10 protein-coding genes are annotated in these 13,157 nt (G+C 55.3%); 5 read left to right on the top strand and 5 right to left on the bottom strand.

The window, feature by feature from the left end; translation table 11 throughout:
* Nucleotides 1-15: 15 nt before the first annotated feature.
* A complete protein-coding gene (locus FHS49_RS11595; RefSeq protein WP_184018683.1) occupies nt 16-2,538 on the top strand; it encodes a TonB-dependent receptor in 2,523 nt (840 codons plus the stop codon).
* Between the two features lie 423 nt (nt 2,539-2,961).
* Nucleotides 2,962-3,837, top strand: coding sequence for a DMT family transporter (locus FHS49_RS11590; RefSeq protein WP_184018681.1), 876 nt, complete (start codon nt 2,962-2,964; stop codon nt 3,835-3,837).
* A 91-nt stretch (nt 3,838-3,928) separates the two neighbouring features.
* On the opposite strand, the gene FHS49_RS11585 is transcribed toward FHS49_RS11590, so the two are convergent.
* From FHS49_RS11585 to FHS49_RS11575, 3 genes are all read right to left on the bottom strand, one after another.
* Nucleotides 3,929-5,155, bottom strand: a complete 1,227-nt coding sequence (locus FHS49_RS11585) for an NAD(P)/FAD-dependent oxidoreductase (RefSeq protein WP_184018679.1) — start codon at nt 5,153-5,155, stop codon at nt 3,929-3,931.
* Nucleotides 5,156-5,435: 280 nt separating this feature from the next.
* Complete coding sequence (gene gfa / locus FHS49_RS11580; RefSeq protein ID WP_184018677.1) at nt 5,436-5,996, bottom strand: S-(hydroxymethyl)glutathione synthase; 561 nt, start codon at nt 5,994-5,996, stop codon at nt 5,436-5,438.
* 21 nt (nt 5,997-6,017) lie between these two features.
* Nucleotides 6,018-7,124, bottom strand: coding sequence for an S-(hydroxymethyl)glutathione dehydrogenase/class III alcohol dehydrogenase (locus FHS49_RS11575; protein WP_184018675.1), 1,107 nt, complete (start codon nt 7,122-7,124; stop codon nt 6,018-6,020).
* 98 nt (nt 7,125-7,222) lie between these two features.
* Between FHS49_RS11575 and FHS49_RS11570 the strand changes: the two genes are divergently transcribed.
* Entirely contained in the window at nt 7,223-8,128 is a 906-nt protein-coding gene (locus tag FHS49_RS11570) for a LysR family transcriptional regulator (RefSeq protein WP_184018673.1), read from the top strand.
* A 117-nt stretch (nt 8,129-8,245) separates the two neighbouring features.
* On the opposite strand, the gene FHS49_RS11565 is transcribed toward FHS49_RS11570, so the two are convergent.
* Complete coding sequence (locus FHS49_RS11565) at nt 8,246-9,172, bottom strand: LysR family transcriptional regulator (protein WP_184018671.1); 927 nt, start codon at nt 9,170-9,172, stop codon at nt 8,246-8,248.
* Nucleotides 9,173-9,422: 250 nt separating this feature from the next.
* On the opposite strand from FHS49_RS11565, the gene FHS49_RS11560 reads away from it, so the two are divergent.
* Both FHS49_RS11560 and FHS49_RS11555 read left to right on the top strand, forming a co-directional pair.
* The gene (locus FHS49_RS11560; RefSeq protein ID WP_246350655.1) at nt 9,423-10,640 is read left to right on the top strand and encodes an aromatic ring-hydroxylating oxygenase subunit alpha; all 1,218 of its coding nucleotides are present in this window, start codon (nt 9,423-9,425) and stop codon (nt 10,638-10,640) included.
* Nucleotides 10,588-12,003 carry an MFS transporter gene (locus FHS49_RS11555; protein WP_184018667.1) on the top strand — a complete coding sequence of 472 codons (1,416 nt, stop codon included), beginning with the start codon at nt 10,588-10,590 and terminating at the stop codon, nt 12,001-12,003. The genes FHS49_RS11560 and FHS49_RS11555 overlap by 53 nt, the downstream gene beginning before the upstream one ends.
* 276 nt (nt 12,004-12,279) lie before the next feature.
* On the opposite strand, the gene FHS49_RS11550 is transcribed toward FHS49_RS11555, so the two are convergent.
* Nucleotides 12,280-13,046, bottom strand: a protein-coding gene (locus FHS49_RS11550) for an IS5 family transposase (protein WP_184018665.1) whose coding sequence is annotated in 2 segments (ribosomal slippage) — nt 12,280-12,734 and nt 12,734-13,046 — 768 coding nt in all. Because the reading frame shifts where the segments join, the coding sequence is not laid out codon by codon here.
* Between the last annotated feature and the right edge of the window lie 111 nt (nt 13,047-13,157).

Raw genomic sequence — 13,157 nt, 5'->3', positions numbered from 1 at the left:
AACTATGGCCCGGCCTTGCGGCAGCCCAGCAATGGGGCGGAAATTATTGGGCCAAGCCGCCTTTCGCGGCGATGCTTCGACGAGCCGACAGGAGCGGTGGTCGCGGCGAAAAAGCGCGTCAGTGGTAATTGGCGCAACGCCAATGTCGGTGGATCAAACATCAATGCGGTCATCAAGAGCCGCAATGTCAGGTGGAGCACGAAGCGTACCGAGAAGCGCGTATTTCTTCGGACGCTGAATCTCGTTCCAAAATCAAAGAAAAGGGGTAATCTCATGACCAAGTCGAAATATACCGGTTTACTTACTGGCGTAGCGCTGACGTGCTTAGCATCGAGCGCACTGGCGCAAGATCAGACATCAGAGGGTGCGGCCGCGACATCCGACAGCGTCCAAATGGACGAAATCGTGATCACCGCGGAAAAGCGTGAGAGCTCCATTCAAAAAACGGCATTGTCGATTACTGCGCTTGCGGGAGCTGACCTGGCCAAAAAGGGTATTGGCTCTGTGGAAGGCATTGTTGGCCAGATCGCCGGCGTTGCAGTAAATAATGAATCGGGAACGACCAAGGTAAACATTCGAGGTCTGGGCCTGTCCTCCTTTGGGCCTGCTGTAGAAGGGTCAGTGGCTGTGTACGCAGGCGGGGTGTATCTGGCCCACGCTAACGAAATTGGCGGAGCGTTTATCGACGTTCAGCGTCTCGAGGTGCTGCGTGGTCCGCAAGGGACGCTCTATGGTCGCAATTCGACTGGCGGCGCCGTCAACATCATTCCCAATGCACCCACAGAGGAATTCCACGCCGGGGGAAGCGTATCCTATGGCAATTATAACAGCTTCGAACTCAACGGCTTTGTCAGTGGTGCCGTCATACCGGATGTCCTGAAAGTTCGCTTCGGCGGCCAATATCAAAGACATGGCGGCTATTCATTGAATGTTCCCACCGGCGAGCATTTCGACAGTCTTAATCAAGGCGGTTTCCGGGGTACTATGGAATATACGCCGACTGACCGGCTAAAGATTACACTCGCCGGCGATTATTATCATGGGGAGGACACCTCGGTCACGGTCCATTATATCGGCGACGGTATTCAGCGGCGCTTCGCCGATCAGCTTGTGCCAAAGGCTGTAAATCCAACCGCAGCGGCAGCAGCGGCGGCATTGATCACCACCGTGCGCCCACTTGGCGTAACTGCATATGGAGGGATCACAAACCCAGTTGATAGCAACAGCATGGCAATCGACCCGCAGAATCTCTACCAAAATAATCGTCCCGATAGCACGCGTACTTATTACGGCTTTTCCGGCATTCTTGATTATGAGATATCCGACGACCTCAGCTTCAAATCGATTACCGCCTATCGCAACGGCCAATACAGCAACTATCTGGATTTGGACCGGACTACGGGCGACGCCGTAAATTATGACCAGTTTGAAAACTGGCGGCAGTTCAGTCAGGAACTGCAGCTCATCGGTGAGACGGGCAAGCTGAGCTACATTCTCGGCGCATATTATCTGAATGATCGCGTTCCCTATGCAGGCTATGTCTTCGAAACCCCTCCGTTTGGAACATTTCTGCCCTATGGCGCAGCAAAGACCAATGCCTATGCGGCATTTGCGCAAGCCACTTATGCATTTACGCCTGAACTCAAGCTCACGGTCGGCGGCCGGTACGGCTATGAGAGGCGCTTCAGAAGCGAGTTCGTAGACAATTATGGTGCGCTTCAAGGCCCTATATTGCCCGACCGGGTATCGTTCTCCAAGTTTACGCCAAAGGCGACGCTTGATTATCAGCCAAGCAATGATGTTACCCTCTACGCCACTGTAGCACAGGGTTTCAAAAGCGGCGGGTTCCTGATCTCTGCTGCGCAGGGGCCAATCGAACCTGAAACGGTTTGGGACTATGAGGCTGGTGCAAAACTTCGGCTGTTCAACAACCACGTTCAGTTGAATGTCTCGGGCTACCATTACGACTACAAAAATATCCAGACGCCCATCGTTAATGGATTTGTTATTGCGGTTGCAAATGCTGCCTCAGCAACGGTCGATGGAGGAGAGGTTGAATTGACCGTTCAACCTGTTCGAGATCTTAAGTTAACAGCTTCGGGATCGCTCATCGATGGAAAATTTGGAGAATTTATTACTCAGAATCCTCAATACACATCTCTTGGACTTCTTAATTTGAAGGGAAATAGGCTGCCATTCAACTCAAAGTGGTCTTATTATTTGGATGCTGTTTATACCATTCACCTGCCAGATGGCGCGTCGATCGAGCCGCAGGTATCGTATACATGGCGAGGGCTCAAATATTTCGATGCTTTCAACCTTCGCAACAATTTTCAAAAAGCGGTTGGAACAATTGATGCTCGGTTGCGATATTCGTCCCCAGGCCAGAAGTGGTATCTTGAGGGCTTTGGCAAGAACCTGACGAATGAATTCGTCATTTCACAGGGCTACGCCAGCGGCGTCTATCAAGGCTCCCCGATAGGGGCGCAGCGAGAAGCGCCTCGGACTTACGGTGTTCGGCTGGGCTTCAACTATTAAGGTCGCAAGCGTGGCGGGCAATGCTTATGGCATCCCGCCACGCTCCTACTCGCCACAGTATTCAATCGCGCGCCGAGCCTCATTATTTAGCCCAAGAGCCTATCGGCCGCGGTGACGCGTCATTAATTGGGATGGCCAACGCCATCTTGCTTCAATTCTCCATAGCCTGTCGGCTATTCGACGGACCGCCAATGGTTCGAATTCCGTCAAATCTGGGGCATATAAGAGCATCCTTCACGTCGCCGCGAACGCGGCTATGTCGGCTGGGTCGTTGGACGCTTTCCGACACCACATCCGTCGGCCGTCCAGTCCTTTGCATTGTTGTCGGTATCTCATGATCGATGCCGGTCGTCGGGGCCGCCGGAGGGATTGCACGCTGCTCCAGCCTCGCCGTGGCGTTCATCAGGATGGAACGGATTTTCGATGAGCTATGCCATTGCGTTTGGGTTGATGACCGCATTGTTTTGGGGCGTTACCGACCTGCTCGCGCAAAGGGCTGCGCGCGCTGCAGGGGTGGTCAGGACAATGATCGTCAACCAGGCACTCGGCTGCTGCGTCCTGGGATTGTTGTTGATCGTAGATTGCGGGCAAGCAACGCAAATCTTTACCGCGCCGCTGGAAGCATGGGCGATTGCGATCGTCGGCGCTTTTTTTGGTATCGGGGCCACGCTGTCGCTGTTCCGCGCGCTTGCTCTTGCGCAAGTCGCGTCGGTAGTGCCGATCGTGGCAAGCTATGGTGCTGTTACCACATTGTTGGCGATTGCTTCGGGCGACCAGATACGCCGACCGCTGATCTTCGGACTGATCGCGTGCATCTCTGGCGCAATTCTCACGGCTGCTTCACAGTCTTCCCAGCAAAACGCCAGCGCCGCAAACTTCGCGCGCCGCTCGATACCGTGGTCGGTGACGGCAGCGATCCTATATGGCTTTCAATTTTTTCTTCTGGGCCGCGAAGCTGTGCCGGTGCTTGGGCCGATCGCGCCTGTCATGGTCTATAATTTGACCGGGCTCATCATCTACGCGCTTAAGCTGGCACTGGTTGGTAGCAGGAGTGAGCCGATAGAGCGGCCGGCATGGCGTTATATGATTGGCACTGGTTTCACGGTGCTGGCGGGTTATGTCGCCATCAGTGCGGGAATGAAGACGGGCCATGTGGCCGTGGTTACAGTGCTGAGCTCGTTTCAGAGTCCAGTGACAGTTGTTTTGGCATGGCTCGTCTTTAGAGATAGAATTTCTCACCATCAGGCTGCCGGCCTTTGCCTGATCGTCGGAGGGCTGATCTGCATCCACGTCGGGTAGGCAAGATTGATATCTCAACGCTCCGATGCTTGGTTTTCGACCGCTCTGCTGAGCTGTGCGAGCCCGCTTTGGCTTCTGAGCTGGATGTCATTCATGCGACAAGAGTTTTGAGAGAAATCCCCAGATCTGCGAGTTGATGCAGATCCGGTGACCGCCGATTAACCACCAGTGCTTTCCCCTGGACATAGTCCTTCGTCGCGTTGACGCAGTCGAGAGCGATCACGCGTCCCGACTTGAGGTATATGATTGAGAAACTGCGGGTCGCAGGATCACCGCGCTGGACGATGTTATCGTAGCCCAGGCTCAGGCCGACCGTCTGCAAACGCAGATCATATTGATTTGACCAGAACCATGGCACGGCTTGATACGGTACGGCTTCGCCGTTGATGGCCTTGGCGACCACGGTGGCCTGATCATTAGCATTCTGCACTGACTCCAGCCGAATTGGGGCACCATCAGCGAATGGGTTGGGGTGCATTGCGCAGTCGCCAATGGCATAGACGTCAGGTAGGGAAGTCTGGCAAAAGATATCGACATCGATCCCATTCCCGCCCGTAGCTCCCGCTACGATGAGAGGCTCGACGGCTGGGATGATGCCGATTCCCACAATCACCATGTCGGCAGGAAGAATACTGCCGTCGTGCATCCGCACGCCCGAAACCCAGCCATCCGATTCGTTGATGCAATCAACGCGCGCGCTGAGGCGGATATCTACCCCTTGGGCTCGGTGTTCCGCCTCATAAAAACGAGACAGCGGCTCGGCTGCGACGCGGGCCAATACCCGATTCATCGCTTCTAGCACGGTTACGTGCTTGCCCATTTTGGTCAAAACGGCGGCCGCCTCGAGCCCGATATAGCCGCCGCCGATCACTATGATGTCACGCGCCGTCCGGGTTTCCGCTAACATCCTGTCGACATCGGCCCGGGTGCGAACGCTATGAACTCCTTTCAGATCATGCCCCGAACAGGTCAAGGTCCGCGGTGCCCCTCCGGTCGCCCAGACAAGGCTGCCATAACCGATCGTGGAACCGTCCCCAAGCGTCACAAGATGTTCGACCGGGTCGACGGCAATGACGCGACGCTCCAGCAAAAGGTCGATGTCCCGCTCGGCCCAGAAAGCCAAGGGACGGATCAGGATGCGTTCGAAGCTTCGTTCCCCGGAGAAATATTCTTTCGAAAGCGGCGGGCGCTCATAGGGTGCTTCCGGCTCATCTCCCAGCAGCGCGATACTGCCTTCGAAATTATTCTGCCGCAATGCGATTGCTGCCTGTGCGCCACCGTGCCCGGCCCCTACGATAAGGACGTCATATTGCGGCATGTCTACGTTCCTTGTCGTTCAAAAATACCCAGTCTGTCCTTGGACCCGCGTCGCCATTCAGGCGTCGCGGCGACAAACCAAGGATGCCCCTATGGCTAACATCACGTTGCAACGCGTCGGCGACTTCGTCGTGCATAGATATATCCGACGCTACGAAAATTCTGAATTCCGGGCATTTGCCGCGAAATTCAGTCATTTCAATGCGGTTGGCGGCAGGAGCATGTTGGCGCGCGCCCTGCACTGCGGAACGTCCGACTTGCCGAAATCGCCTCCAGCGCAATCAAGCGTTCTGCTTGGCCGCGAAAGTCGCCAGCGCATCCATGAGTGGAGGATTCAGGCAGTCATATGGCTCCAGTCCGATGTCCTTGAAGCGTGCACGAATACCGTCCATCTCGACCGGATCTACCCCGCCTTCAATGGCCGATGACACGAATGCCGCGAACCCTGGTGCTGCGGCACCCTGTTCCTCGAAAAGCTCGGCGTGGATGAAATCCAGGCCATGGAAAGCATGCGCCTTCTCTATGCGGCCAAAAAGATGCACGCCGCAGCCAGTGCAAGCGTACCGCTGGATGGTGGCGGCCTCTTCAACAATGGCCAGCTTGTCGCCATTCTCAAGGACCGAAATTGTGTGCTTCGGAACCACGCCAACAATCGAAAAAATCGCGCCGTCCGGCTTCCAGCATTTAGTACATCCGCAGGCATGGTTATGAAGGGCATCGCTTCCGACCGAAACCTTCACTGGCTTGTCCGCGCAATGACACACGAGGGTGCCACCCGCGAAAGTGCCGGAACCAAGCGTCAAGCCATCATTGAGTAACGGGTGTAGGGAAATATTAGACATGAGAGCTTCCTTGCTTGAGTATCAAAATACGACGACGCTGCGAATGCTTTCACCGGCATGCATCAGATCGAACCCCTGGTTGATCTCATCCAACGTCAACACGTGGGTGATCATCGGGTCGATTTCGATCTTGCCATTCATATACCAGTCTACGATCTTGGGCACATCGGTGCGCCCCTTCGCGCCGCCGAAAGCGGTGCCGAGCCAGTTGCGCCCTGTAACCAGTTGGAAGGGGCGTGTGCTGATCTCCATGCCTGCCTCGGCCACGCCGATCACGATGCTTGTTCCCCAGCCGCGGTGGCACGCCTCAAGCGCCTGACGCATCACGGTCGTGTTGCCAGTACAGTCGAACGTATAGTCGGCGCCGCCATCCGTCAGCGCGACGAGATGAGCGACGATATCAGTCACGTCCTTCGGATTCACGAAATGAGTCATGCCAAAGCGGCGGCCCCATTCTTCACGGTCTGGATTAACATCGACGCCGACGACCATGTTCGCGCCGGCCATCTTGGCACCCTGCAGTACGTTGAGGCCGATGCCCCCGAGTCCGAACACGATGACGTTGTCGCCCACCTGCACCTTGGCGGTGTTGACTACTGCCCCGACGCCGGTTGTGACCCCGCAGCCGATGTAGCAGCTCGTTTGAAATGGCGCATCCTCGCGGATTTTCGCGACCGCAATCTCTGGCACAACGGTGAAGTTCGAGAAGGTTGAACAACCCATATAGTGGGAGATTGCCTGTCCCTTGTACGAGAAGCGAGTGGTGCCATCGGGCATCAGGCCCTTTCCCTGGGTCGCCCGAATAGCGGTACAGAGATTGGTCTTACCGCTGAGGCACGATTTACACTGGCGGCATTCGGGTGTGTAAAGCGGGATCACATGGTCGCCCGGCATGACGGAGAAAACCCCGGCCCCAATGGCACGAACAACTCCGGCACCTTCATGTCCCAATACGCTCGGAAAGAGTCCCTCGCTGTCCAGTCCATCAAGCGTATAGGCGTCGGTATGGCAGATGCCGGAGGCCATGATCTCAATCAGCACTTCGCCGGCTTTTGGGCCTTCGAGATCCAGCTCGACAATCTCGAGGGGCTGTTTGGCTTCAAACGCAACGGCAGCACGGGTTTTCATGATTCGCTCCGGAATAATTCGATTAATCTATAGTGCTCCGAAAAATCTGATAATCATGCCATTTTGTAATTCATTATTACAGTATGGGAATAATGACGATGGGTACTTGGGATGGTATGGAAGAGCTTGTGGCGGTGGCGAACGCTGGCAGTTTCATTGGCGGTGCACGGACGCTGGGAGTCTCAGCCGCGCATATCACCCGCGCGATCGCGCGACTTGAGGTGCGTGTCCAGAACCAGCTGTTCATTCGTACCACGCGCACGATCCGGTTGACTGCGACTGGCCAAACATTGCTTGACCATTGTCGTCGTATCGTTTTGGAGCGCGATGAGGCTTTCGCAATGGTCGGTGAGGGGGGCGAACCTCAAGGTGACCTTCGCGTCACATGCTCGGCCGCCCTTGGTGAACGCTTTCTTGCCCCGATCATTCGGCGCTTTTGCGAGCGGCATCCAAAAGTGAGTGTGGTGATCGAACTCAATAATTGTCTAGTCGACCTAGTAGGCGAAGGGTTTGATCTTGCCGTGCGAACGGGCACCCTTGCCGACTCGCGGCTCATAGGCACTCGCATTGCGTATCGGACCCATTACGCCTGCGCAGCAACCGATTATCTCGCAAGGCGTGGCATACCAAGTGACGTGTCCGAACTCAGTCAGCACGAGTGCCTCGCAGGCACTGCGACCGCTTGGCATTTTAAGGTCGGTGATCAGCAACATTTCCATCGTCCACAGGGACGATGGCGATGCAACAGCGGGACCGCGGTCGTAGATGCCGCATTGGCTGGCATGGGGATTTGCCAGCTGCCAGAATTCTACGTTCTGCCGTACATCAGATCGGGCCAGTTGCAGCAGATACTTGGCAAGTTTCAGCCAGACGAGGAGCCGATCTGGGCGGTCTATCCGCAGCGTCGTCATTTGCTGCCCAAAATAAGTCGACTTGTTGAAGCTCTGCGCGATGAACTGCCCGCCGCATTGGAGGGAGCGCGTATTGGCCCGCTATGTGCCTGATTAAGAGATCCAAAGCCTGACAGACACGCGGCCAAGATCAATCTTTGGGCGTGGACGAGGCATTAATCGGTCTAGGATTTCTGACAAGACGGGGAGCATCTGAGCTTAGGGCCACAATCAACCGATTGAGGAAGGTTGAGTCTGACTTACAAAAGCGGAAAAGCGGTCTATCAAAGAAGCTCGAAACCGACGAACGATCGTCTCTTTCATAGCCTCTGGATTGATCTGCAAATAGTATCCGTACCCGACTTTCGCCCCAGAGGGAAATGGAGTGGCGAGATCACCGGACTTCAGTCTGTCAGCATACATGGTCACATCCGCCAGGGCGACTCCCATGCCGGCAATGGCATAATCGATTGCCAGCGTCATGGTCTCGAAGATCACGCCACGGCTGTGATCAAGTTGATACCCAATCTCAGCAGCATACCGCGCCCACAGAAGGTTCGCCGGTTCGTCGGCAATGCGGACATGGAGAAGATCCTCGGACGCCATGAGAGCAGAAAGTCCTGCGTCTCGATATTTGCTCACGAGTTCCGGCTTGCAAACGGGTGTAAGCTGAATTTCCCACAGCAAGTCCCTTATGGATTCACCGACACGCGGACGATCAAACACGATTGCAAGGTCGAGTCCATCCATCCGAATGCCGGTGCCAATGGTGCTCGACAAGTCGACCGAAACATCCGGATTTGCTTCCCGAAATTCTCTGAGAAAGGGCATTGCCAAACTGTGTAAAAATGCAGGCGGTATATGAATACGGAGCTGCTTGCTTCCGGTAATCTGATGCATCGCCTGCTCAATTGCTCCCAAACCGCGGCTTACAGCCTCCAACAACTGAGCGCCTTCTTGAGTCACGTCGACGCCGTTTGGCCGCCTTAAAAACAGTTTAACCGACACCTGCGCTTCCAAGACGGCAATATGTCTGCTTACAGCACTCTGCGTAACGCTAAGCGCTTGCGCGCCAGCGCGAAAACTCTTTGCGCGTGCGACCGCCTCGAACGCTCTAAGAGCATTCAGCGGAAGATTCGTTCGCGTTATAAGTCCCATGCTCAATCTACCTTGCGCCACAGGTTTCAACGCTAAAATGCGATGACTACAATCGCAACCAGATTATGCCTGTCCGCCTTAACGCCATATATTGCTGTAAACCGTTGCGACTTTGGGATTGTCATCAATCGCAAAAAGCGATCGCACTCTCTCATTTTCAGATTAGCTCGCGCCCACGCAATTGGGCATGGTTGCGAAACCGTCTGCAAAAAGTCAGCTACGAGGGATCCAGATGTTTGATTTAGGACGAATGAGCGCACTGCTGGAGCAACGCCGCCCCGATCATAGTCTTCCCCAAGCATTTTACACCGACCAAGACGTCTTCGATTTCGATATGAAGGCAATTTTTGAACGTGCCTGGACGATGGTCGGTTTCGAGATCGAATTTCCTCAGAGTGGCGCCTACATCGCACTAGAAATCGGAAGTGCGGCCGTCATCATCGTCCGGGGGAAGGACGGCATCATTCGTGGCTTTCACAACAGCTGCCGACATCGCGGTGCCCGGATTTGCCAAGAAGCTGCGGGTCGCACACCTCGTTTCGTCTGCCCTTATCATCAGTGGAACTATGATCTCACCGGTAAGCTTCTTCGCGCTGCCAAAATGGCGGATGATTTCATCCCCGAAAATCATGGATTGGTGCCAATTCACGTCGAAACCGTTGCTGGTTGCGTCTATGCCAGCGTCGCCAAGACACCGCTCGATTTTTCTCCGTTTCGTGCCAGCGTTGAACGAGCTTTACGTCCCTATAATCTTCAGGATGCGAAGATCGCGCATATTGGCTATTTAGAAGAACGCGGCAATTGGAAGCTGGTCATGGAAAACAGCCGTGAATGCTATCATTGCGCGGCAGGACATCCAGAGTTTCAAAAAGCCTATCCGATTGCGATCGGTGAACGTGGTGGTGCCCTCGAGCATGTCGATGAAACCGAAACCACGCGCAGGTTGCGCTTGCTGGGTCTGGACGTCCCGTCGGAGATGAACGACTGGTGGCAGGTCGCGCGCGTGCCTCTGAACGAAGGCAAAGTCACCTTTTCCGTAGATGGCGGTGCGCTTGTGTCCAAGCGGTTGATAGAGCAGGACGGTCGCGATCTGGGCGCCTTACGTTGGGCGATCGAGCCAAATAACTTCTGCCACGTTACTGTCGATAGCGCATTCATGTTCAGCGCAAATCCCGTCCACCCGACTCTGACCAAAGTGACAGCCAAATGGCTGGTGCATAAAGACGCAGTCGAAGGTGTGGATTATCAGGTCGCCGACGTGATCCGTCTGTGGGACGAGACCAACATGCAAGATCGGGATTTCATCGAGAACAACCAACTCGGCGTCAATAGCGCGGGCTATATTCCAGGACCCTATTCCCCTTCGGCCGAGCCCTATGTGATGAGCTTCGTAGATTGGTATTGCAAAATGGCACGTGAATTTATTGCAAACGGTCTCACGCCAAGCTCGGTTCAATCTGCGGCATGACATCAAATATCAATATACGGGCGTGAGAACGACACGATACGGGAGAGAGACGACGATGGACATCAGCGGGGATCGTTCAAGGGAGGGGCATTCGCTGGAAGCGGACCGCTGGTACGTCTTGTTCGTTATGACCTTGGTGTATACCGTCAACATCGCGGATCGTTTTGTCGTATCGACCCTGATTGAACCTATCAAGATTGAGTTTCAGCTCAGCGACAGCGCCGTAGGGCTTCTTACTGGTGCGGCACTTGCTATCTTTTATGTCGCTGCCGGAATTCCGCTCGGCATTCTGGCGGACCGGGCGAACCGGAAGCGCATGATCGCGATCGCGCTAACTAGCTGGTCGCTCCTCACAGCATTGTGCGGTCTTACTCAAAACTTCTGGCAGCTCCTGTTCGTGCGGATGGCGGTTGGCGTTGGCGAAGCTGGTGGCATCCCGCCCTCACAATCGCTTCTAGCAGACAAATTTCAGCCGCGCATGCGGGCCTTCGCGATGTCGCTATTCTCGATCGGTGCTGCCGCCGGTGCAGCTATAGGAGCATCACTCGGAGGTTATCTCGTCGACGCATATGGATGGCGTGTCGTCCTCTATGCCTTTGGCCTTGCAGGATTGCCACTCGCCCTGCTGCTGGCAATCACCGTGAAAGAACCGCTCAGGGGTCGACTGGACAGCCGGCCAGTTGCGAAGATGGCAAGCATGGGCGAAACTTTTCGGTTCGTTCTCGGACAAAAAGCTCTATTGCACATTCTGGCTGGCGCCACGGTTCTAACTTATTGGGGCTGGGGGATGGTCTGGTGGACACCCGCTTTTCTATTGCGCAGCCACCACATCAGCTTGAGCGACAGTGGTCAAATGCTCGGGTTAATGCACGGCGTCGGCGGGATTGGTGCCACCTTGGTCACCGCATATCTGATGAAGCAGCTCGCTTATCGGGATGCCCGTTTTCAAACCTGGTTTATCGCGCTCGCGACACTGCTTCCGACGGTTCCGTCGATATTTGCTTATTCGCTTGGCTCCGACCGACTTTCCATTCTCGCGCTGTGGTTTTTTGTCCCAACCATCTACATCTATATTGGGCCATCATTTGCGCTCGTCCAAAATCTTGTGCCGGCCATAATGCGATCACAAGTTTGCGCCTGGTTCCTATTCTGTGTGAATATTGCGAATCTCTTGATCGCGCCGGTCTTAATTGGGTCGCTATCAGATGTGCTGAAGCCGCATCTGGAAAACCCAGCCGAGTCCTTGCGTTACATTCTCGTTGGGACTGCTTTCACCGGATTCTGGGCTGCTTGGCACTATTATACAGCAGGACGTTATTTGCGGGCGGATTTGGTGCGCGCCGGATCTGAGGCTAACTTGTAAGTACGTTGGATGATTCTGGGCAGGCGGCATTTTGACTCATATGAGTGGTGAGGTAAAATTGCCATTCGCAAACCCTTCCAAGACATTCAGCCGCCGACTTTCAAACCCTGGGAGCGGACGGTCCGGTATTGCGGCGGCTCCCGACCAATTGTGTTCTTTCGTAAGCGTGTTCTGACGGTCGCCTTGCGGTATGTGGCTTGAACGGGTTGATTGCCGCTCTTTGAGCGGGGTAGCCGGTGTCGGACGAGATCATTGATTCAGCGAGTGACAGAGCGACTAGGCCGTAGACTCATAAACGCGGAGCCACAGCCGCATTGATGCGAGTTGGACCATGGCGAGGAAGTTGGCGGCCAGCTTGTCGTATCGGGTGGCGACCCGGCGAAAGTGCTTCAGCTTGGAGAAGAACCGCTCGATCAGGTTGCGTTCGTGATAAAGCCGTTTGCTGAAGCATGGCTTCCATTTCCGATTGGATTTGGCCGGGATGTTGGGCGTCGCACCTTGTTCCTCGATCAACGTGCGGATGCGGTCGGCATCGTAGGCCTTGTCGGCGAGCACGATCGTGTGCGGTCCAAGTTGGTTGAGTAGCTGATCTGCAACCTGGCCATCATGTGCCTGCCCGGCTGTCAGGCCGAGCCGGATCGGGAGACCTCGCGCATCGACGACGGCATGGATTTTCGTTGTGAGCCCGCCCCGTGATCGACCGAGACAATGATCTCGATCCCCCTTTTTGCCGTCGCAGCCTGTTGGTGCGCCCGGATGGAAGTGCTGTCGATCATTTGGATGTCACCGTCGTAGGCGGCAGTGATGGCATCCATCATCCGATCCCAGACACCGGCCTTCCGCCATCGCACGAAGCGGTTGTAGCAGGTGGTGCGGGGGCCATAGCGTTCGGGAAGGTCGCGCCATGACGCACCGGAGCGCAGCACCCAGAAGATGCCGTTCAGCACGCGGCGGTCATCGACGCGGGGAACGCCTCGCGGCTTATTGGGCAACAGCGGTTCGATCACACGCCATTCGAAGTCGGTCAGATCATATCGGCTCATGCGGAGCCTGAATCAGTGTTGATTGCTGCTGAGAAGTGACCCGGGGTTTTCATCGAGAAGTGACCCGTCTGTAGGTTATGTTTCGAGTTTCATTGGTGGGTCAAGATGGCG

The sequence above is a fragment of the Sphingobium boeckii genome, from assembly GCF_014199215.1.
GTDB classification, from domain to species: domain Bacteria; phylum Pseudomonadota; class Alphaproteobacteria; order Sphingomonadales; family Sphingomonadaceae; genus Sphingobium_A; species Sphingobium_A boeckii.
Note: the sequence above shows the minus strand (reverse complement) of the source record. Positions and strands in the feature narration are given on the sequence as shown.